This is a genomic window from Microbacterium psychrotolerans, from assembly GCF_031085295.1.
In the GTDB taxonomy this organism is placed as follows: Bacteria; Actinomycetota; Actinomycetes; order Actinomycetales; family Microbacteriaceae; genus Microbacterium; species Microbacterium psychrotolerans.
In genome coordinates this window covers 112267-133561 of record NZ_JAVFWO010000008.1, presented here as the reverse complement: position 1 = coordinate 133561, position 21295 = coordinate 112267, and the positions used below count along the sequence as shown (strand labels likewise).

Genomic DNA, 21295 nt, shown 5'->3' with positions numbered 1-21295 from the left:
CGCCATGAGGCTGTGGTCGCTGCATCCGTCGAGCCTCGACCGGATGGCCCTGGTCGCCTGCTGGCGTGAGGGTCTCCTGGCTCAGCGTGTGCTCACGGGCGCCACGCGCGGCTACACGCGGCATCCGCAGCTCGAACGGTTCCGGGCCGTCGCCGAGCCGCTCGACGCGATCGGTCACTACCTGAACGCCGTCCGTGCGGAAGCGACGGCGCGCGGCTACTCGTTCGACGGCGCCCGAGTTCTCCGACCGGATGCCGCTGCCCCCGGCATCCCGGTGACCTCCGGGCAGCTCGGCTTCGAGCTCGCGCATCTGCGCGCCAAGGTTGCCCTCCGGGACCCGAGCTGGCTGCCCCGCGTGCCCGAGATCGCCACGCCGGCGCCCACCTTCGTCGAGCGGCCCGGCGCGATCGAGTCATGGGAGCGCGGAGTGCCCGACTCCTAGGGCGTGGCCGCGCGTGCCCGCGTCACGGCGCCGGCTTGGGCGGGCGGTGACGCCGCCACCGACTACGCTCGATCCGTGGCCAAGCTCTACTTCCGCTATGGGGCGATGAACTCCGGCAAGTCGACGTCGCTCCTGCAGGCCGCGTACAACTATGAGGAGCGCGGGCAGCATGTACTCCTCGCCAAGCCCCAGATCGACACCAAGGGTGCCGACCAGATCGACAGCCGGCTCGGCGTCAAGCGCACGGTCGACTTCCTCGTGGGTCCCGACGACGACATCCGGGCCTTGTTCGCCGAGCATCGCGCCCGTGTGAGGGCGGATGCCGCGGCCACGCTGGTCCCGGAATCCGAGGAGCACGAGGTCGATGTCGCATGCTTCCTCATCGACGAGGCGCAATTCCTCACGCGCGAACAGGTCGACGACCTGTTGCGCATCGTCGTGTTCGATGGCGTGCCCGTGCTGGCCTACGGCATCCGCACCGACTTCCAGACGCAGGCGTTCCCCGGCTCGGCTCGGCTGCTGGAGCTGGCCCACAGCCTCGAAGAGCTCAAGACGATCTGCCGATGCGGCCGCAAGGCTCTCTTCAACGCCCGCCTCGTCGGCGGCCGGTTCGTCTTCGACGGCGACCAGGTCGCCATCGACGAGCTCACGGCGGACCGCATCACGTACGAATCGCTGTGCGCCGAGGATTACCTGCGTGCGTCGGGTGGGCGCCTGGAGTGACTCCGGGGCCGACGGCGCTCAGGCCGTCTCCGGCGCCCGTCCGCGGCGACGGGGGAGCGGCACCAGCATCGAGGTCGTGCGCTGGTAGTCGCGGTAGGCGGGATACTTCGCGGCCGAGATGGACTCGGTGAACACCGTCGAGCCGATGAACAGGACCGTGAGCAGTGCCGGGCCGGCGATGGTCCAGTTGAGCCAGCCGCCTCCGTCGGCGACGAGAGCCACCGCGCCGAGCGCGTAGAACGCCCACCACTGCGCCTGCTCGAAGAAGAAGTTCGGGTGGCGGCTGTAGGCGAACAGTCCCGTCGTCAGGAATCCGGGCTCGAGCGTGCCTCCGGCGCGCTTCTTCGCCTGGTGGAACGCCCACTGCTGCTGGTCGGCCACGGTCTCGCCCACGAGGAACGCCGCGAAGATCGCTGCGAACGCGGCGTCCCACCCGTTGAAAGGGGCCGGATGCTGCCAGGCGATGAAGGCCGGCAGTGAGATGAGCACCAGGAGGGCGCTCTGGAACCCGACGATGAAGAGTAGGTTGAACACCTGGAACTGCCACCGCTTCATGCGTCCGCGCAGGACCGCCCAGCGGTAGTCCTCCATGCCGGTGTAGCCGCCCTTGCGCGCGAAGTTGAAGGTGAGCCGTACCCCCCAGGCGGTCACCAGCAGGGCCATCACGACCAGTCTCGTGGCGTCCGCTCCCGCGGCGAGGGCCGCCCCGGCGAAGATCCACACGTAGATCACCGGCACGATCGACCAGATCCGGTCGATCCACGACGTCTCGTTCGTGATCAGCGAAGTGATCCAGCAGAACGCGGCAGCGACGCCCGCGACGATGAGGACGAGGGGGAGGGGTTCCATGGGGTCAGAGTATCGCTCGAGGGTGACATCGTGCGTCACACGGGTTGTCTGTGGTCGGACCACACGTTATCGTGGTCTGACCACATCATGCACTTCATCGAGGAGGGCATGCGGATCCGACATCGACGAGGAGATCCGTGGCAGGTACCCCGACTTCGCCGGCGATCGCACCGGCGCGCGCCTGGCGCGTCGTGCTCGAGAAGATCGAGACCGACCTGCTCGACGGCACGCTGCGCCCGGGAGATCGGCTCCCTCCTGAGCGGGAGCTCGCCGCCACCCTGGGCGTCGGACGCTCCAGCGTGCGCGAGGCGCTGCGGGTGCTCGAGGTGATGGGCCTCATCCGCACCGGCACCGGCTCAGGCCCGACATCCGGCGCGATCATCATCGCGACGCCCGAGGGCGGCATGTCGGCGCTGCTGCGACTGCAGGTCGCCGCGCAGGGCTTTCCCTTCGACGACGTCGTCGCGACCCGCCTCGTGCTCGAATCTGCCGTCGTCGACGCGGTCGCGACCGACCCGGCGCTGTCCACGGCGCGTGCCCGTGACGTGCTCGAAGCGATGGATACCGTCGACCTCACGGCGACCGAGTTCCTCGCACTCGACGCGCAGCTGCACCTCGCCCTTGCCGAGGCGTCGGGCAACGTCGTGATCGCCGCGATGATGGCGGGCCTCCGCACGGCGATCGAGTCGTACGTGCAGGCCGGGGCGGCCGGCATCGCGCAATGGGATGCCGCGGCCGACCGTCTCCGCCGCGAGCATCACGCGATCCTCGACGCCGTCGACGCGGGCGACGCGGCCCGCGCCCGCACCCTCGTCCATGACCACATCGTCGGCTACTACGCCTCGGCGGGCCTCGCGCGCTCCGCCGCCGCCGACTCCGTCCCCGGATCCGCTGCGACGGCTCCGATCTCCTGAAAGGCAACGCCCATGGTCCAGCGCCAGCTGCCCAAGCCTGCTGAGCTGCTCGAGCTCATGCAGTTCAAGAAGCCCGAACTCGACGGCCGCAAGCGCCGGCTCGAGGCGGCGCTCACGATCCACGACCTGCGGACGATCGCCAAGCGCCGCACGCCCAAGGCGGCCTTCGACTACACCGACGGCGCCGCCGAGGGCGAGTTCTCGCTCGCCCGCGCACGGCAGGCGTTCGAGGACGTCGAGTTCCACCCCGACATCCTGCGCCCTGCCGAGCACGTGGACATGTCGACCGAGATCCTCGGCGGGCCGTCGGCCCTGCCGTTCGGCATCGCGCCGACCGGCTTCACCCGCCTCATGCAGACCGAGGGCGAGACCGCGGGGGCGGGCGCGGCGGGTGCCGCCGGCATCCCGTTCACACTCTCCACCCTCGGGACCACGTCGATCGAGGACGTGAAGAAGGCCAACCCGAACGGGCGCAACTGGTTCCAGCTGTATGTCATGCGCGACCGGGAGATATCGTATGGGCTCGCCCGCCGTGCCGCGGCCGCCGGGTTCGACACGCTGCAGTTCACCGTCGACACCCCGGTAGCCGGCGCTCGCCTGCGCGACAAGCGCAACGGGTTCTCGATCCCGCCGCAGCTCACACTGGGCACGATCATCAACGCCATCCCGCGGCCCTGGTGGTGGTACGACTTCCTCACCACACCGAAGCTCGAGTTCGCCTCGCTATCGACCACCGGCGGCACGGTCGGTGAGCTGCTCGACGCCGCGATGGACCCGACGATCAGTTTCGACGACCTCGCGATCATCCGCGACATCTGGCCGGGCAAGATCGTGGTCAAGGGCGTGCAGAACGTGGCCGACTCGAAGCGGCTCATCGATGCCGGCGTCGACGGAATCATCCTCTCGAACCACGGTGGACGCCAGCTCGACCGGGCCCCGATCCCCTTCCGCCTCCTGCCCGAGGTGGTGCGCGAGGTCGGCAAGGACGCGACCGTCATGGTAGACACCGGCATCATGAACGGCGCCGACATCGTGGCCTCGATCGCGCTCGGCGCGAAGTTCACCCTGATCGGCCGAGCGTATCTCTACGGCCTCATGGCGGGCGGGCGGCAGGGCGTCGACCGCACGATCGCCATCCTCCGCAGCGAGATCGAGCGCACCATGAAGCTGCTGGGCGTGTCCACCATCGCTGAGCTGGAGCCGCGTCACGTCACCCAGCTCACTCGCCTGATGCCCCTCGCGGGCGCGCCGGCCGAGGCCGTCGGTGGCGGGGCACCGCGCGTGCGTGTCGCGTCCGGCGCGACGGCGCGTGCTCCGAGGACGACGGCGAACGGAAGGGCGGATGCCGCGGCATCCCGTCCCGCGAAGACGACGGCCTCGAAGGACACCACGTCCCGCCCGCAGGCGTGACCTGAGCCTCGTTTCGCTCGACGGCCGGAACCCGCGGGTTCCGGCCATCGAGCGAGCGCTCATGCTGTCGGGTGCTGGCCGTGGCGCAGCCAGCGGAGCGTCAAGCTCGTCCGCGGGCCGGCGTCAGACACGGACGGGAAGCGTCGGAATGAGCTGCTCGAGGTAGTCGGCGGTGTCTTCCCAGCCCTCGACCGCGTGACAGCGAACGCCCATGGCGAGGACCGGATAGTCGTTGCCGTCCGGGTCGAGGCGGTCGCCGACGAACAGCATGTCGTCCAGGGCGATGCCGGTCTGCTCGGCGAGCTGGCGCATGCCGTAGGCCTTGTCGATGCCCTGCTCGGTGATGTCGACAGAGGTCGAGCCGCCGGAGCGCACCTCGAGGTCGGGCAGCAGCGCAGCGACGGCGGCGCGCAATGCGTTCTTCTTCTCACCGGTCGGATCCCACGCGGTCTTCGCGGCGACGGGAGCCTGCTGGCCGAGCGCCGAGAAGGTGATTTGAGAGCCGCGGTCCTCGAGGATGTCGCCCCACGTCTCGGATTCCCAGAGCCCGAGGCGGCGCGCCTCGCCCTCGACGGCAGCGAGTGCCCGCGATTTCTGGTCGTCGGTGAGCGATCGCTTGTAGACGGTGACGACGCCGTCCTCGGTCAGGCGGTAGTACTGAGTGCCGCAGGTCGGCAGCAGGTGCAGCCGCGCCAGAACGGCGGGGGACGCCTCCGGAAGCCGGTCGACGACCTGCGTCGTGAACTGGCCGAGCTGTCCGCCCGAGATGATCGCGACCTCGACGCGCTCGGCGAGAGCGATCAGCAGCTCGCCGATCCGGTCGTCGATCTGGCTCTTGGAGGGCGCGAGGGTGTCGTCGAGATCGAAGGCGACGAGAAGGGGCGGGATGCTGTCCGTCACGGTGTCCGTCCTTTCATGCCAGAGGCTCCGCCTCGCGGCGGAGCCTCTTCGCTGTCGGGGTGACAGGATTTGAACCTGCGGCCTCTTCGTCCCGAACGAAGCGCGCTACCAAGCTGCGCCACACCCCGTCGACAACCCCATGAGTCTACCTGATCGTGAGCCGTGCTCCGAACCGGGGCCGTCGGGACGCGAGGATCGCGACGCCACTGCTGACGAGGCCGATGGCGACGGCCAGGGGCGTGCGGACGGCGGCGACATCGATCCCGGTCGCGGCGAGTGCGGCCGCCCGAGGAGTCGGAGCGACGTCGGCAGCGGCGGGAGCAGGCGTGGTCACCGCCGGCGTCGGGGCGGGCGTCGGCTCCGCGACGGGTGGCGCGATGACGGCGATCTGCGACGGTTCGCCGAAGCGCTCGGTCCACACGAAGCCCGGTCCGGTGTGGGCGGCCACCGCGGCCACCTGGTCGGCACCGCTCACGCTCCACACCGCTGTGTAGAAGCCGGGGGTCGTCATCGCCCACGGTGAGGTGACGGTGTAGGCCGCTGTCGGCCCGAGCGCGGGGTCGGTCGTGACCTGCAGGGTCCCCACCACGGTCGCATCGTCGGGCACCTCCGAGGCCGGCACCGGCTCCGCATCGGTGCGGTAGACGACGGCGCGGGCGGTCACGGGCAGGTAGGAGCCGTTCTCGGCGCGCGGCCACGATCCGTCCTCTGCGGCGAATGTGACCTCGTCGATGTACGGGCCCGCAGCCGTCTCGCGCGCCGGCACCTCTGTCGAGATGGACGGCGAGAACGGGGGGACACGCGGGGCGGCGTCGGCTCCCGCGATGTCGAACGGCACGGCGGGCGCCGGGCCTGCGGTCTGCTGGCCCCCCGGCGTCGTGTAGTGACGCACCGCGGCGGGAAGGCCGGCGGTCAGGCGGCCTGTGCCGCTGACGGTGTACGCCCGGCCAGGCTGAGGCTGGACCGTGCGGATCGCGTAGGTGCTGCCGGCCGCAGCGCCGTCGAGCGTGGGTGAACCCGTGGTGGCGAAGACGGCGTTCGCGAGGGTCACCGTCCCGGTCGCCGCAGCCGTCGCCTCGACGCGCACCGTGCCAGCCCGGTGGTCGGCGGGGTCGGCCGAGAACACCAGACTGCCGCTCGCGTTGACCGCGTTCTGCGCCGCACGGACGGCCTCGTCGTAGTAGGCGACCGCGCGCTCCTGAACGGCCCGGTCGTGCTGCGGCGCGAGCGCGGAGAACGTCCAGTGGATGGCCCCGGCGAGGGAGTCGCCCCGGTAGCCGAACGCGTGGAGCGTCTCCTCGCGGTTGGCGATCGCCTTGACGGCCCACGCCACTGCGGCAGCCTGGACGGGGTCGTCGGTCTGCCCGTAGGTGGACACCAGGAGGTTGATCCCGGCGAGCTGCTGCGGCGACAGCCCGGCGGCCGATCCGCTGATGCCGTGGTCGGTGCTCGGCCCGGTGGGAGCCGGCGCACCCGGAGTGATGCAGTACGTGTGCACGCCGTCCACGAGCATCGAGCCGTGCCATCCGTAGGCCGAGATCGGTGCCCAGGTGCCGAATCCGGTTCCGCGCTCAGCGGCGTCAGCATGCGACGGCGCCGCGATATCCATGACGAGCAGCACCGCCAAGACGACGACGACCAGGACGTAGGCGGGCAGAGGGAGGGTGCGCCACCGCAGGAAGCGCACGATGAAGGAGGGGCGACGCGGCGTCAGGGTGAAGGACGAAGGATCTGTTCTCGGCACGTTGCGAGACTGCCGGACGCGCCGGCATCACGGACCGACGCTGCCTCGATCTGTGGACCGAGTGTCCGAAGGCCTGCCTGGGGAGGAGTCGAGTGCTACGCCTGAGGCAGGAGGGTCAGGAGGGACGCCTCGGGCCGGCATGCGAAGCGCACGGGTGCATAGATCGAGTGCCCGAGACCGGCGCTGACGTTCAACGGCACGGTGCGCCCGCCGTTCGCCCACACGCTGAGTCCGCGCGCCTGTCTGAGCGGGATGTCGCAGTTCGCGACGAGAGCGCCGAAGCCGGGGATGCGTACCTGACCGCCATGCGTATGACCGGCGAACAGCGCGTCGGCGCCGAGGTCGACGAAGTCGTCGAGCACGCGCCGGTAGGGGGCGTGCGTCACGCCGAGCGTGAGGTCCGCGGACTCCTGGCTGCGCAGCTCCGTGAGCAGGCCGGGGAGGACATCGAGCTTGTCCCACTCGCGGTGGGCGTCGCTGACGCCGAACGCCGCGATACGGCGGCCCGCGGCATCCATCGTTCCGACCTGGTTGTTGAGATCGAGCCAACCGAGCTCGTCGGTGAAGTAGTCATCGAGCGCTTGCGTGTCGAGCGGCTCGGCCGTGTGCTTCACCTTCGACGGCCCCGTGAAGTACTTCATCGGGTTGCGGGGCGAGGGAGCGGCGTGGTCGTTGGAACCGTGGACGAAGACGCCCGGGATGCCGCGCAGCGGGTCGAAGGCTGAGCGCAGCCCGCGAAGGCCGTCTGCGTGGCCCATGTTGTCGCCGGTGTTCACGACGAGGTCGGGCTGGAGCTCGGCGAGCGCCGCGATCCACTTCTGCTTGCGACGCTGCCAGGGCGCCATGTGCGCGTCCGACAGGTGAAGCACGCGGATCGGCGCAGAGCCGGCGGGAAGCACCGGCACGTCATGGAAGCGAACCGTGAACAGGTAGCGCTCGATGCCGATGCCCCAGATCGCGGCGCCCGCGCCGACCGCCCCCACCGTGCCGAGCACGGTGAGGGCGGTGCGAGTTGCTGCGGACGGCACTAGCCGTTGCCGCCGCCGTTGCCGGGGCCCCGACCGCCTCCACCGCACACGGCGGCAGAGTAATCGACCGCGATCGACGTGTTGCGGTTCACGAGCGAGCCCGCACCGGGGTTCGTAGCTGTCGCCTTCGTCTGTGTGCCTAGCGCGGCGTCGACGGTGCAGTTTCCGTCGCCGACGTTGCCGAAGCCGGCGCTGCGCAGCGCCTTTTTCGCGTCATCGAGCGTGCTACCCGACACATTGGGCACCGTGATGCCCTCTCCGTTACTGGGGCTGATCGTGACGGTGCTGCCGCCCGCGACCTTGCCGGCTCCAGGGTTCTGCGCACCCACGACGCCTGCGGGCTGGTCGGAGTCCACAGGCGCGCCGACTTCGACCGTGAACCCCGCGTCGGTGAGCGTCTGCGTCGCCTGCTCGACCGTCTGGCCCACCACGTTCGGGAGGTCGGTGAGTTGCACCTTGATCAGGTCGTTGTCGGGGTCCGGGAACGCTCCGCCCGGATACGTCTGGTCGACGGTGCGCTGGATGGCCTTGGAGATGGCGAATCGGATGTTGTTGAGGCCCGCCTTGAAGACGTCCCCGTTTCCGTCGGCGTTGCCGGCCCAGGTCGCCGTCGTGACGCGGGTGTTCGACTGCACCAGCCACGTCTGCTTCGCTTCGTGCGTACCGGTCTTGCCGATCGTGACGGTGCCGTCGCCGGGGTTGCCCGGGCTGCCACTGCCACCGCTCTGCATGACGCCCTTGAGGGCATACGCGGCAGTCGCGGCGACATTGGGCGCGATGACCTGCGTGCACGTGCGCTGCGGCTTGGCGATCTCATTGCCGTCGGCGTCGGTCACCCGGTCGATGGCCTGTGGCTGACAGTAGACGCCGTTGTTCGCGACGGTGGCGTATGCCGCCGCCATCGCCATCGGTGACATCGCGTTGGAGCCGATGATCGAGCCGAGCCCGTTCATCTTGACCTCTGAACCATCCGCGAGGGTGGCGCCCATACGAGTTGCGACGTTCTTGATGTCGCAGAGGTCGAGTTTCTCCGCCATCGCGAAGAAGCCCGTGTTGAGCGAGTCCTTCGTGAATCGCATCGGATTGCCGATGTATCCCTTGTTGTTCGCGAAGTTCTTGATCAGAACGTTGCCCTGGTTGATCCAGTCGCCCTCGCAAGACTTCAGCTTCTTGAACACGTGCAGCGTTCCGTTCAGCGTCTCATTGACCGAGTGCCCCTTCTCGAGCCAGTCGATGAGCGTGAAGAGCTTGAACGTCGACCCCGCCTCGAAACCGCCGGACGTTCCGAATTTCTTGTCACCCGCAAACACCAGGGAGGAGTATGTCCGGTCGTCCTGCACTGCTGCATCTTCACTGAACTGAGTGTTCTGGGTGATCGACAGGATGCGTCCGGTGCTTGCTTCGAGGCTCACCGTGGCAGCCCCGAACCGACCGCCATTCGGGTTCTCCTTCGTGGGCGGCAGGGTCGGGTTGGCCGGTGCGTTCTTCGACATCGCGTCTCGCGCGCTCTCCTGGATGCGCGGGTCGAGCGTCGTGTACACGTTGAGACCGCCGCGCTGCAGCAGCGCCCGACGAGCTTCGGCGGTCTCGCCGAAGGCGGGATCGTTGAGAATCACGTCCTTCACGTACTGACAGAAGTACTCCGCTCCGAGGGCGTTGACGCACCCGGTCTTGGGAGGAGTTACCGCAGGTGTGATCGGCCACACCGCGGCCTCGACGTACTGCTCGCGCGTGATCTTTCCATCGTCGAGCAGGCGGCTCAGCACGTAGAGCTGGCGCACCTTCGTCGAGGTGTAGCCGTCGGCGGCCGCGAGCTTCTGTTCTTCGGTGATCTCGCCTGACTGCACGAGGTCGTCGAGAACGCCGAGCTTGGCGCCTTCGTCGATCACGCCGTCCGGCGCCTTGTTGAACCGCGTCCCGTCTGAGCTGACGATCGACCCCTCCGGCTTGTCGATGCGGTAGCTGTTGGGGTTCTGCACCATGCCGGCGAGCGTCGCGGCCTGGGCGACCGTGAGGTTGGCTGCCGTGGTGCTGAAGTACTGGCGGGCTGCCGACTCGATGCCGTACGTGATGCCGCCGAAGTTCGCGATGTTGAGATAGCCGAGGAGGATCTCGTTCTTGGAGTACTTCTGCTCGAGGGAGATCGCGTAGCGCATCTCCTGCAGTTTGCGGGTGTAGCCCTCGGTGCCCTCGGCGGTCGTCGCGTCCGTCCAGCAGTTGAGCAGGGCCTGGTCGCGACTGACCTTCACGACCGGCGCGCCGTTCTCGTCGAGAACCGTCTCGCCGGCCTCGTTGGTCTCGTACTCATCGGTGGCGTTCTGCTCGCACTTCTGGATGAGGACGTTCTTCACGTACTGCTGGCTGATCGACGAACCGCCCTGGGTCTCGCCTCCGCCCTGAGCGTTCGAGAGGAGCGCACGCGTCGTGCCGATGAGATCGATGCCGCCGTGCTGGTAGTAGCGCGGGTCTTCGCTGGAGAGCAGGGCGTCGTACATGACCGGGTTGATCTGGTCGAACGACACCGGCGTGCGGTCCTGCTCGAGGAACTTCGTCAGCAGCACGGGCTGGCCGGTGGCCGGATCGGTGGCGTAGAAATTGCTCGGCACCATGAGCTTGTCGATCTCGAGCGAGCTCGGCAGATTGTCGAACATCGTGATCGCGCGCTCGGCCGCAGTGCTCGTGATGGCGACCGCGGGGGTGATCGTCGCCGCGATGAGGACACCGGCTGCGGCGCTGAGGCCCACGAGCCCGGCGAGTCCGCCGAGCACACCTGTGGCCGTGCGTTTGGTATCAGGCATAGGCTTGATCGTAGGGGAGATACCTGGGCGATTCCCTCAGAGACGTGCGCCCGCTGAGGTGTTTCCCAGCCTCCACCTGCCCCCCTTTCCGCATACCCGAGGAGTCGCGATGACGACGTGGGAGTACCTCACCACGCCCCTTCTGATCCACAACACCGCCGCGATCCTCAACAACTGGGGCAAGCAGGGCTGGGAGCTCGTCCAGGTCGTCCCAGGCCCCGAGGGCGGTCTCGTCGCCTACTTGAAGCGCCCTGTCGGCGGGGGACAGCAGAACGCCGGACTGGATGCCGCAGCCCAGGCCGCCCAGCAGTTCGAGGGGGCGTGAGCATGACCGTCAGCGATCGTCTCGCCGAACTCGGCATCGCCCTTCCCGACGTGGTCCCGCCCGTCGCCGCTTACGTGCCCGCCAAGGCGCACGGCGATCTCGTGTACACCGCCGGCCAGCTGCCGATGGTCTCGGGCGCGCTGCCGGCCACCGGCAAGGTGGGCGAGGGTGACGGGCTCGTGCCGGCGGCAGACGCCAAGGGATACGCGCGTCAGAGCGCCCTCAACGCCATCGCCGCCGCGGCGGCCGCCGTCGGCGGGGTCGATCGCCTTACCGGCGTGATCAAGGTCACCGGCTTCGTCGCCTCCGTCCCCGAGTTCACGGGGCAGCCGGGAGTGATCAACGGCGCGAGCGAGGTGCTCGGTGAGATCTTCGGCGACGCGGGAACCCACGCGCGGTCCGCGGTGGGCGTGCCCGTGCTGCCGCTGGACGCCCCGGTCGAGGTCGAGGTCGTCTTCTCCTACGCCTGACACCGCGCTTCTTCGAATGTCACGACGCGCGGCAACGACGCGCGGGAGACAACGCATCGTGACACCCGAGCGAACGGGGCACGCGAGTGAGGCGCGCGAACGGAGAGCGGATGCCGCAACCCAGGGCTGCGGCATCCGCTCTCCGCGTCTTCTACTTGACCTGCGCCGAGATCACCGACATGACGGCGGTGTCGGCGAGGGTGGTCGTGTCGCCGACCTCGCGGCCCTCGGCGACGTCACGCAGGAGGCGGCGCATGATCTTGCCGGAGCGCGTCTTGGGCAGCTCGCCCACGATGTACACATCGCGCGGACGTGCGATCGGGCCGATCTGCTCGCCGACCCACAGCCGCAGCGTGTTGGCGAGGCCCTCGGCGGAGTGCTCCGAGAGGTACGACTGCTTGATGATGACGAAGGCCACGACGGCCTGACCCGTGGTCTCGTCCGACGCGCCGACCACGGCAGCCTCGGCGACGGCCTCGTTCCCGACGAGAGCCGACTCGATCTCGGTGGTCGACAGGCGGTGTCCCGACACGTTCATGACGTCGTCCACGCGGCCGAGCAGCCAGACGTCGCCGTCATCGTCGAGTCGCGCGCCGTCGCCGGCGAAATAGTAGCCCTGCTTCTGGAACTTCTCCCAGTACGTCTCGACGAAGCGCTCGGGGTCGCCCCAGATGCCGCGCAGCATCGACGGCCACGGCTCGGTGACCACGAGGAGCCCGCCGTTGCCGTTGCCGACGTGCGTGCCGTCCTCGTCGACGACGTCGATCGAGATGCCGGGCAGGGGAACCTGCGCCGAGCCGGGCTTCGTCTCGGTGACGCCGGGAAGCGCCGACACCATGATCGAGCCGGTCTCGGTCTGCCACCACGTGTCGACGATCGGCGCGGTCTTGCCGCCGATGATCTTGCGGTACCACATCCATGCTTCGGGGTTGATGGGCTCGCCCACCGAGCCGAGCAGCCGCAGCGACGACAGATCGAACTGCTTGGGGATCGCGCGTCCGAGCTTCATGAAGGAGCGGATCGCCGTGGGAGCGGTGTAGAGCACCGTGACCCCGTACTTCTGCACGATCTCCCACCACCGGCCGGGGTGTGGCGTGTCCGGCGTGCCCTCGTAGAGCACCTGGGTCGCACCGTTCGCGAGCGGACCGTACGTGACATAGGTGTGGCCGGTGACCCAGCCGATGTCGGCGGTGCACCAGTACACATCGGTCTCGGGGTGGATGTCGTGGACGACCTTGTTGGTGAAGGCCGACTGCGTGAGATAGCCGCCGGAGGTGTGGAGGATGCCCTTCGGCTTCCCCGTGGTGCCTGACGTATAGAGGATGAACAGCGGGTTCTCGGCGGGGAAGGCCTGCGCCTCGTGATCGGCGGACGCGGCGGGGACGACATCGTGCCACCACAGGTCGCGGCCGTCGGTCCAGTCGACCTCATTGTCGCCGCGCTTGACGACGAGAACGTGCTCGACGGTCTCCTGCTCGCCGGTGCCGCGATCGCCGAGGGCGAGGTCGACGGCGGGCTTGAGCGGGGAGACCTTGCCCTTGCGGTAGCCACCGTCGGCGGTGATGACGAGCTTCGCTCCGGCGTCGTCGATGCGGGCGCGCAGGCTGTCGGCCGAGAACCCGCCGAACACGACGGAGTGGACGGCGCCGATGCGCGCGACCGCCAGCATCGAGGCGACCGCCTCGGGGATCATCGGCAGGTAGATCGCGACACGGTCGCCCTGGCCGATGCCGAGCCCCTCCAGCACGTTCGCGAGGCGCTTCACCTCGTCAGTGAGCTCGGCGTACGTCACTCGACGTTCGTCGCCGGGCTCACCCTCCCAGAGAAGCGCGACACGGTCGCCGTTGCCCGCCTCGACGTGACGGTCGAGGCAGTTGTAGGCGACGTTCAGCTCGCCGTCGGCGAACCACGTGGCGAATGGCGGGTTCGACCAGTCCAGCACCTCGGTGAACGGCTTGTGCCAGTGGAGCTCGCGCGCCTTGTCGGCCCAGAAACCGAGCCGGTCGGTCTTCGCCTGCTCGTAGAGCTCGGCCGTCGCCACCGCATTCTCGGCGAAGTCGGCGTTGGGTGCGAAGCGCCGATCCTCGGTGAGCAGGTGGTCGATCTGGCTGCTGCCGGGCTGCGTGACAGGTGACTGTTCGCTCATGGGAGCGCGCTCCTTTGCGGGCTGAGGTGGGCGCCGAAGGGTGTCGGCGAGTCTGCCAGGAAATGTACCCAGAGCCGCCGGGGGCGACTACCCCCGATAGTAGGTGGCACGGCAATGTTGGACTCGGACCGATATATCAGTGAGAATCCTCTCCTTTTCGTTTTGTCAGGATCCCTACCTCGCATATGCTGACCGTTGGCCGAACTTCGATTCTGGCATTGCGGCGCCCGACGTCACCCCCCGAATTCGGGCCCGCGCTTGGCGGCATCCCATTCCCCCCATGGGATGCCGCCTCTAATTTTTGGGAGCGGTCCCGACGGACGCGCGGCCGGCTCCTCCCCAACGGCTGCCCCACGTGAGTCATCCACGGATGACTTGGTTGGCCCCCGTCTGACGCTGCTTCGCTCATAGCGTCGGGGCATGTCCGCTCCCTTCGTCGCCCGCCCCCGCTCCGGCGTCGCCAGTGCGCCGGCGATGAAGGACCGGTGGGATGCCGCGACCCGGCCTGCCCGTGAGGGGGCTGACGCCGCAGGCGTGACGGCTTGGCGTCCGATGGTCAAGAGCATGATGGTCGAGCGGGCAAGTCCTGAGAGTGCAACCGTCGAGCGCGCACCTGTCGAACGCACCGGCGCACCCCCCGCATGGCGCGAACCGGGTGGTGCCTGGGTGCCGGCCCGTCGTGGCGCCACCGAGGAGGCGGCGCCGCTCGGCGGTGTGCATCGCCGCGGCGGCTCAGCGGCACCGGCCCCGCGCGACGATGCACCGAGGGATCGCGGGTACTCGTCACCGCGGGCGCGGAGGACCGCGGACGAGCTGCCCGCGGTGCTCGCGCCCTTCTCGGCATACCTCGAGGATCCCGACGTCACCGACGTCTTCGTCAACGGCGGCGCGGGGCTCTTCGTGGATCGCGGCGCGGGGGTCGTCGCGGCACGCGAGTGGCGGGCCACAGAAGAAGAGGTACGCGATCTCGCCGTCGCACTCATCGGTGCGGGCGGGCGGCACATCGACGACGCGACGCCGTGTGTCGACGTGCGGCTGGGAGGCGGCATCCGCGTGCACGCCGTGCTGCCGCCGATCGCGCCGGAGGGAACCGTGCTCTCGATCCGCGTGCCGCGCCTGGAGGTCGCGACGCTCGATGACCTGCAGCGCACGGGCATGTTCGACGAACGCATGCGGCGCCGGCTCGGAGAGGCGATCGCGGGACGCGCGAACCTCCTGGTCTCGGGCGCGGCGGGTGCCGGGAAGACCACCCTGCTGGCCGCGCTGCTCGCGGAGGCTCCCGAGCACGAGCGGATCGTCACGATCGAGGACGTCGCCGAGCTGCGAATCGCGCACCCGCATCACGTCCGGCTGGAGGCGCGCCAGCCCAACATCGAGGGCGCCGGTGGCATCGGCCTGGCGCGACTTGTGCGTGAAGCCCTCCGCATGCGTCCGGACCGGCTCGTGGTCGGCGAGTGCCGCGGCGACGAGGTGCGCGAGCTGCTGTCGGCGCTCAACACCGGTCACGACGGCGGCGCCGGCACGGTGCACGCGAACAGCCTGCAGGACGTGCCCGCACGGCTCGAGGCGCTCGGGGCCCTCGCGGCGCTCGACGATCGTGCCCTGGCGCGCCAGGCGGCCAGCGCGATCGGACTGGTGCTGCATGTCGAGAGAGACACGGACGGAGCACGGCGCATCGTCGCGGCCGGTCGTCCGGTGCTGGACGGCGACGGTCGGCTCGCCATCGAGGAGATGCGATGGGGCGGCGAGTGATGACGCGCCCGCAGCCGGCGTCCGCGGGCGGGTCCGGTGGTGTGCGGCCGCGCGGTCGCTCGCTGCGGCGGAGCCCGCGCTCGTCGGCGCCGCCGGCGGCGGATGTCGCAGAGACGGTGCTGCGCCTCGCCGTACTGCTGCAGGCCGGGGTGTCTCCCGCGAGAGCGTGGCAGCACCTCGCCGACTCGGGTGAACCTTCCGCGGCGCTGGTCGTGTCGTCGATCGACGCGGGGATGCCGCTGCCTCAGGCGGTTGCGGCAGCGGGCACGGGCGCCTGGCCAGATGTCGGAGCGGCCTGTCAGGTCGCCCTCGTCGTCGGAGCGCCCCTCGCCGAGTGCCTGCGCGGGCTGGCCGTGGCGTTGCGCGATGCGAACGAGGCCGCCGACGATGTGCGTGTCGCGCTCGCCGAACCGGCCGGGACGGCCCGGCTGATGAGCTGGTTGCCGCTCGTGGCGATCGGATTGGGAGCAGCGCTCGGCTTCGACACCTTCGGGACGCTCTTCACCAACCCGCTCGGCCTCGCCTGCCTCGCCGGTGGCGCGATCCTCATGGTGGTGGCTCAGCTCTGGACGTCGCGGCTCGTACGCAGCGCGCACGCGTCCGATGACATCCCCGGCCTCGAAGCCGAGCTCGTTGCGATCGCGCTGACCGGGGGCGTCTCGATCGATCGGGCCCGCTCGGTCGTTCGGGATGCCCGCGCATCCCGCGCGAGGCCGCCGACGGACGACGTCCCCGGTGTCGGGCCAGCGGCGGCACCGCGTGACACCACCGCACGCAAGCCCGGAAGCGATGACGTGGATGCGGTGCTGACGCTCTCCCGCACCGCCGGCGTCCCCGCGGTGGAGCTCCTGCGCGCATCCGCCGCCCACGCCCGCCACCGGGCTCGCATCGACGGACGGCTGCGGGTCGCGCGGCTGTCGTCCCGCCTGCTCCTCCCGCTCGGAGCTTGCACGCTGCCCGCGTTCCTCCTGCTCGGAGTCGCCCCGATGATGCTGAGCGTCATGTCGACGATGTCGGTCTCGCTGTGACCGCGTCGACCTCGAGGCATCCAGCCCCACACGCGACTCGGGCCGCTCGGCTCACCGCGTCCCGGCTCCCCAGACCGTGCCCGCACATCCCTTCCATCGAACGGAGAAATCATGTCCTTCCCCTGGAGCGCGTCCTCGTTGCCGACTCTGACCCGTCGACGCGCGGAGCGCCTCTTCCGTCCGCGCCGCGTCGACGGCACGCCTTCCGACGACACGGGCGCCGCGACGGCCGAATACGCCATCGCGACGATGGCGGCTGTGGCGTTCGCGGGCCTGCTGGTCGTCATCATGCGCAGCGACGAGGTCCGCGGCATCCTCACGGATCTCGTGCGGCGCGCGCTCACGGTGGCATGACCCGTCCGCGGCTGGGCGACGACCGCGGGTCGGTCGTCGCCGAGTTCGCGGTCGCGCTGCCCGCTCTCGTCCTCGTTCTGGTCGTCGGAGTCGGAGCGCTCGCCGGCGCGTCGCGGCAGGTGCGCCTGCAGGACGCCGTGGCGGACGCCGCGCGCCTGAGCGCGCGCGGTGAGTCGGACGAGCGTGCGCGCTCGGCCGTGTCGGCAGCGGTGGCCGGGGCATCCGTCGACATCGCCCCGCGCGGAGATCTGGTGTGCGTGAGCGCGTCCGCGTCGGCGCTGTTGGGACTTCGCATCAGCGCCACGGGCTGCGCACTGGGCGGTGGACTTTGACACGGCGAACGGGTTGCCGTGGGCCCGCCCTGCCCTCTGTCGTCCCGGCGGGCCCGCCGGAACTCCTGCCTGTCGTCCCGCCGGCCCTGTCGTCTGTCGTCCCGCCGCGCCCGCCGGCCCTGTCGTCTGTCGTCCCGCCGCGCCCGCCGGCCCTGTCGTCTGTCGTCCCGCCGCGCCCGCCGGCCCTGTCGTCTGTCGTCCCGGCGGCCCCGACGCCTGCCCTGCCGGGCGATGTGTCGGCTCCGCCGCGCGGCGCCGGCTCGAGCGGCGGGGGCGGCTGATGCCGGGAACGACGGCGGTGACCGGTATCGTGGCCGCCGCGGCGGTTCTCGCATCAGGTCTCGCGATGGTCGGCGGCGCGGCGGTCGCCGGGCAGCGGCTGGCAGCGGCTGCCGACGCCGGGGCGCTTGCCGCCGCGGACGCCGCGTCCGGTGCGATTCCGGGAGTCCCGTGCGAGCGTGCTGCCGAGGTCGCCGGCACGTTCGGAGCAGTCATGGAGGCCTGCGACCTGGACGCGCTCATCGCGACGATCACCGTCTCGGCGCGGCTGGGACCGATCACCGCGTGGGCCGCCGCCCGCGCAGGGCCACCGCCGTGATCCCGGCTCACAGCGCCTGTACCGATAACTGGCGTGTATGGTTTGCGTCGAAGAAAGGACGCCCCCGTTGGCAGAAGGCAAGAAGCTCGTCATCGTCGAGTCACCGACGAAGATGAGGTCGATCCAGGGGTATCTCGGCGACGGCTACGAGGTGCTGAGTTCGGTCGGTCACATCCGCGACCTCGCGGATAAGCGCGACATCCCGGCAGACAAGAAGCAGGCGTACGGGAAGTACTCGATCGACGTCGAGAACGGCTTCGACCCTTACTACGTCGAGAGCGAGCGCGGCAAGAAGACCGTCGCCGAGCTCAAGCGCGCGCTGAAGGGAGCGGACGAGCTCCTGCTCGCCACCGATGAAGATCGCGAAGGCGAAGCCATCGCGTGGCACCTGCTGCAGACGCTGAAGCCCAAGGTCCCGGTCAAGCGCATGGTGTTCCACGAGATCACCAAGGACGCCATCCAGGCCGCGGTCGGCAACACGCGCGAGCTCGACCTCGCGCTCGTCGACGCTCAGGAGACCCGCCGGATCCTCGACCGCCTGTACGGCTGGGACGTCAGCCCTGTGCTCTGGTACAAGGTGCAGCAGGGCACGTCGGCGGGCCGCGTCCAGTCGGCCGCCACCCGCCTGGTGGTCGATCGCGAGCGCGAGCGCATGGCGTTCGTCTCGGCGTCCTACTGGGACATCGAAGCCCTCGCCGCGCCGAACCGTCCCCAGGGGATCGACGAGTCGTTCTCGACCCGCCTGGCGCGCGTCGACGGTGCAGTGCTCGCCCGCGGTACGGACTTCGACGACAAGGGGCAGCTGAAGAAGGCCGTCGTCGTCCTCGACGAGGCGCAGGTGCGCGAACTCGCCGCTGCCATCGAAGCGGCGGCCGAGGCATCCGTCACCGCTCTGGAGTCCAAGCCCGGAACCCGCAGCCCCAAGCCCCCCTTCACGACGTCCACGCTCCAGCAGGAGGCCGGACGCAAGCTCTCGATGAGCGCCAAGCACGCCATGGGCGTGGCGCAGCGTCTCTACGAGAAGGGGTACATCACTTATATGCGCACCGACTCGACCGCGCTCTCGACGCAGGCCATCCAGGCCGCGCGCGAGCAGGCGGTCGCGATGTACGGCGCCGCATCGGTGCCGCTGAACCCGCGCACCTACCGCAACAACAGCAAGAACGCCCAGGAGGCGCACGAGGCGATCCGCCCGTCGGGGGAGACGTTCCGCACGCCCTCCGACGTGTCGAGTCAGCTCGACCGCGACGAACTGCGACTGTACGACCTCATCTGGAAGCGCACGATGGCCAGCCAGATGTCGGACGCGAAGTACGAGACGACCACCGTGACCCTCGAGGTCCAGGCGGGCGAGCGTCGTGCCGAGTTCACGGCATCCGGAACCGTCTACACTTTCAAGGGCTTCCTCGAGGCCTACGAAGAGGGCCGCGACGAGAAGCGCAGCGACGCCGACAAGTCCGACGACCAGGCGCTTCCCGCCATGGCAGTGGGCGACGTACTGCGGCTTCGCGAGGTCGAGCCCAAGGGACACTCGACGAGCCCCAAGCCCCGCTACACCGAGGCCAGCCTCGTCAAGGCGCTGGAGGAGAAGGGCATCGGCCGCCCGTCGACCTTCGCGAGCATCATCGACGTGATCCTGAACCGCGGCTACGTCACGAAGCGAGGTCAGGCCCTGATCCCGAGCTGGCTCGCGTTCAGCGTGGTGCGCCTGCTCGAACAGCACTTCGCCGACCTCGTCGACTACGACTTCACGGCGGCCCTCGAGGACGACCTCGACGCCATCGCGCGCGGCGAGCAGAAGCGCCAGGACTGGCTGCAGGAGTTCTACTTCGGCTCGACCGACCACGTGGGCCTCCGCAACATCGTCGAGAACCTGGGCGAGATCGACGCCCGCGCGCTCAACTCCACGCCGATCGGCGATGTCGCCACCCTGCGGTTCGGCAAGTACGGGCCGTACCTCGAGGTGCCCGACAAGGAGAATCCGGATGCCGAGCCCCGCCGTGTCAACATCCCCGAGGATCTCGCGCCCGACGAGCTGACGCCGGCCCGTGCCCAGGAGCTCATCGACGCACCCGTCGCAGGCGACCGCGTGCTGGGCGAGAACCCGGCCAACGGCAAGCTCGTGGTCGTGAAGGACGGACGCTTCGGCCCGTATGTGCAGGAGACCGACCCGCCCGCGGCGGAAGAGGTCGACGAGGAGACCGGCGAGGTCGTCGCGGTCGAGCCCGAGCCGGCGCCGAAGAAGCGCGGTGCGAAGAAGGAGGCCGCGCCCAAGCCGCGGACGGCGTCCCTGTTCAAGTCCATGTCGGTCGACACCATCGACCTCGACACCGCGCTGCAGCTGCTCGACCTCCCGCGCACCGTCGGGGTCGACCCCGAGACCCAGGAGCCGATCACCGCGCAGAACGGCCGTTACGGTCCCTACCTCAAGAAGGGCACCGACTCGCGGACGCTGCAGAGCGAGCAGCAGATCTTCGACATCACGCTCGAAGAGGCACTCGCGGTCTACGCGCAGCCGAAGTACGGCGCCCGCGGCGCCTCCTCGGCGCTGAAGGAGTTCGAGGTGGACCCCACCAGCGGCAAGCCGATCAAACTGAAGGACGGCCGCTTCGGGCCGTACGTCACCGACGGCGAGACGAACGCGACGATCCCGCGCGGCGAGGACGCGATGGAGGTCACGTTCGAGCGGGCGGTGCAGCTGCTGGCCGACAAGCGGGCGAAGGGTCCGGCCAAGCGCCCCGCGCGACGCACGACGACGACCCGCAAGCCCGCGGCGAAGAAGAAGTGACGGCGGACACGGCGGCACGATCGGTTCCTGAGCCCGCCGAAGGGCGGCCGTCGGCGGCCGGCCTGTTCGTCACGTTCGAGGGCGGCGACGGGGTCGGCAAGACCACCCAGGCGGCGCTCCTCGAGGAGTGGCTGACGGATGCCGGGCGCACCGTGGTGCGCACCCGGGAGCCGGGCGGCACCGAGGTGGGCGTGCTCATCCGCGACATCGTCCTGCACCACCGGGGCGAGGTCGCCGCCCGTGCCGAAGCCCTGCTGTACGCCGCGGATCGTGCGCACCACGTCGAGACGCTGGTGCGGCCCGCCCTCGTGCGCGGCGATGTCGTGATCCAAGACCGCTACCTGGACTCGTCCGTCGCCTACCAGGGCGCCGGGCGGGTGCTCGGCCGCGACGAGGTGCGCCAGCTGTCGTTGTGGGCGACGGAGGGCCTGCTGCCCGACGTGACCGTGCTGCTCGACCTCGATCCCGCGACGGCGCGCGCACGGCTCGACGCCGACGACAAGCCGTTCGACCGGCTCGAGGCAGAGAAGGAGCACTTCCACGCCCGCGTACGCGAGGAGTTCCTGGCGCTCGCGGCCGCCGAGCCCGCCCGTTTCCTCGTGCTCGACGCGGCCCGCCCCGCCGACGAGCTCGCCGCAGCAGTGCGCGAGCACGTGGCCGCCCTTCTCGCCTGAGCCGGCGGCGCTTGTCGTCG

At 69.8% G+C, this 21295-nt stretch carries 19 protein-coding genes and 1 tRNA gene; 13 read left to right on the top strand and 7 right to left on the bottom strand.

All coding sequences use genetic code 11. The features are described 5' to 3' along the window. Positions 1-4: 4 nt before the first annotated feature. The gene (locus Q9R08_RS20115; protein WP_308869983.1) at positions 5-442 is read left to right on the top strand and encodes a pyrimidine dimer DNA glycosylase/endonuclease V; all 438 of its coding nucleotides are present in this window, start codon (positions 5-7) and stop codon (positions 440-442) included. Between the two features lie 75 nt (positions 443-517). Continuing rightward, positions 518-1165 carry a thymidine kinase gene (locus Q9R08_RS20110; RefSeq protein ID WP_308869982.1) on the top strand — a complete coding sequence of 216 codons (648 nt, stop codon included), beginning with the start codon at positions 518-520 and terminating at the stop codon, positions 1163-1165. A gap of 18 nt (positions 1166-1183) precedes the next feature. On the opposite strand, the gene Q9R08_RS20105 is transcribed toward Q9R08_RS20110, so the two are convergent. Further along, a complete protein-coding gene (locus Q9R08_RS20105) occupies positions 1184-2014 on the bottom strand; it encodes a DUF1295 domain-containing protein (RefSeq protein ID WP_308869981.1) in 831 nt (276 codons plus the stop codon). 137 nt (positions 2015-2151) lie between these two features. Between Q9R08_RS20105 and Q9R08_RS20100 the strand changes: the two genes are divergently transcribed. Both Q9R08_RS20100 and Q9R08_RS20095 read left to right on the top strand, forming a co-directional pair. Then, a complete protein-coding gene (locus Q9R08_RS20100) occupies positions 2152-2928 on the top strand; it encodes a FadR/GntR family transcriptional regulator (RefSeq protein WP_308869980.1) in 777 nt (258 codons plus the stop codon). 12 nt (positions 2929-2940) lie between these two features. After that, positions 2941-4338, top strand: coding sequence for an alpha-hydroxy acid oxidase (locus Q9R08_RS20095; RefSeq protein ID WP_308869979.1), 1398 nt, complete (start codon positions 2941-2943; stop codon positions 4336-4338). 123 nt (positions 4339-4461) lie between these two features. Here Q9R08_RS20095 and Q9R08_RS20090 read toward each other — a convergent pair whose 3' ends face one another. From Q9R08_RS20090 to Q9R08_RS20070, 5 genes are all read right to left on the bottom strand, one after another. Further along, positions 4462-5238, bottom strand: coding sequence for an HAD-IIB family hydrolase (locus tag Q9R08_RS20090; protein ID WP_308869978.1), 777 nt, complete (start codon positions 5236-5238; stop codon positions 4462-4464). A gap of 54 nt (positions 5239-5292) precedes the next feature. After that, a tRNA-Pro gene (locus Q9R08_RS20085) sits at positions 5293-5366 on the bottom strand. 17 nt (positions 5367-5383) lie between these two features. Continuing rightward, on the bottom strand, positions 5384-6982 hold the full coding sequence (locus tag Q9R08_RS20080) for a hypothetical protein (protein ID WP_308869976.1): 1599 nt from the start codon (positions 6980-6982) through the stop codon (positions 5384-5386). Positions 6983-7077: 95 nt separating this feature from the next. Beyond that, entirely contained in the window at positions 7078-8010 is a 933-nt protein-coding gene (locus Q9R08_RS20075; protein WP_308869975.1) for a metallophosphoesterase, read from the bottom strand. Beyond that, the gene (locus Q9R08_RS20070; protein WP_308869973.1) at positions 8010-10808 is read right to left on the bottom strand and encodes a transglycosylase domain-containing protein; all 2799 of its coding nucleotides are present in this window, start codon (positions 10806-10808) and stop codon (positions 8010-8012) included. Before Q9R08_RS20070 ends, Q9R08_RS20075 begins: the two co-directional genes overlap by 1 nt. A gap of 109 nt (positions 10809-10917) precedes the next feature. On the opposite strand from Q9R08_RS20070, the gene Q9R08_RS20065 reads away from it, so the two are divergent. Further along, positions 10918-11133, top strand: a complete 216-nt coding sequence (locus Q9R08_RS20065) for a DUF4177 domain-containing protein (RefSeq protein WP_308869972.1) — start codon at positions 10918-10920, stop codon at positions 11131-11133. Between the two features lie 2 nt (positions 11134-11135). Then, a complete protein-coding gene (locus Q9R08_RS20060; RefSeq protein WP_308869970.1) occupies positions 11136-11603 on the top strand; it encodes a RidA family protein in 468 nt (155 codons plus the stop codon). A 151-nt stretch (positions 11604-11754) separates the two neighbouring features. Here the strand turns inward: Q9R08_RS20060 and acs are convergent, their stop codons facing one another. Next, complete coding sequence (gene acs, locus Q9R08_RS20055; protein ID WP_308869968.1) at positions 11755-13749, bottom strand: acetate--CoA ligase; 1995 nt, start codon at positions 13747-13749, stop codon at positions 11755-11757. An 813-nt stretch (positions 13750-14562) separates the two neighbouring features. Between acs and Q9R08_RS20050 the strand changes: the two genes are divergently transcribed. From Q9R08_RS20050 to tmk, 7 genes are all read left to right on the top strand, one after another. Further along, entirely contained in the window at positions 14563-15501 is a 939-nt protein-coding gene (locus tag Q9R08_RS20050; RefSeq protein ID WP_308869998.1) for a TadA family conjugal transfer-associated ATPase, read from the top strand. Then, on the top strand, positions 15486-16529 hold the full coding sequence (locus Q9R08_RS20045; RefSeq protein WP_308869966.1) for a type II secretion system F family protein: 1044 nt from the start codon (positions 15486-15488) through the stop codon (positions 16527-16529). Before Q9R08_RS20050 ends, Q9R08_RS20045 begins: the two co-directional genes overlap by 16 nt. 111 nt (positions 16530-16640) lie before the next feature. After that, positions 16641-16883: a DUF4244 domain-containing protein gene (locus Q9R08_RS20040; RefSeq protein ID WP_308869964.1), complete on the top strand. Its 243-nt coding sequence runs from the start codon at positions 16641-16643 to the stop codon at positions 16881-16883. Then, on the top strand, positions 16880-17215 hold the full coding sequence (locus tag Q9R08_RS20035; RefSeq protein ID WP_308869962.1) for a TadE family type IV pilus minor pilin: 336 nt from the start codon (positions 16880-16882) through the stop codon (positions 17213-17215). The genes Q9R08_RS20040 and Q9R08_RS20035 overlap by 4 nt, the downstream gene beginning before the upstream one ends. Before the next feature lie 280 nt (positions 17216-17495). Further along, on the top strand, positions 17496-17813 hold the full coding sequence (locus Q9R08_RS20030) for a helicase (protein WP_308869961.1): 318 nt from the start codon (positions 17496-17498) through the stop codon (positions 17811-17813). A 67-nt stretch (positions 17814-17880) separates the two neighbouring features. After that, on the top strand, positions 17881-20601 hold the full coding sequence (gene topA / locus Q9R08_RS20025) for a type I DNA topoisomerase (RefSeq protein WP_308869960.1): 2721 nt from the start codon (positions 17881-17883) through the stop codon (positions 20599-20601). A gap of 62 nt (positions 20602-20663) precedes the next feature. Beyond that, on the top strand, positions 20664-21275 hold the full coding sequence (tmk, locus tag Q9R08_RS20020; RefSeq protein WP_308869997.1) for a dTMP kinase: 612 nt from the start codon (positions 20664-20666) through the stop codon (positions 21273-21275). Positions 21276-21295 lie beyond the last annotated feature (20 nt).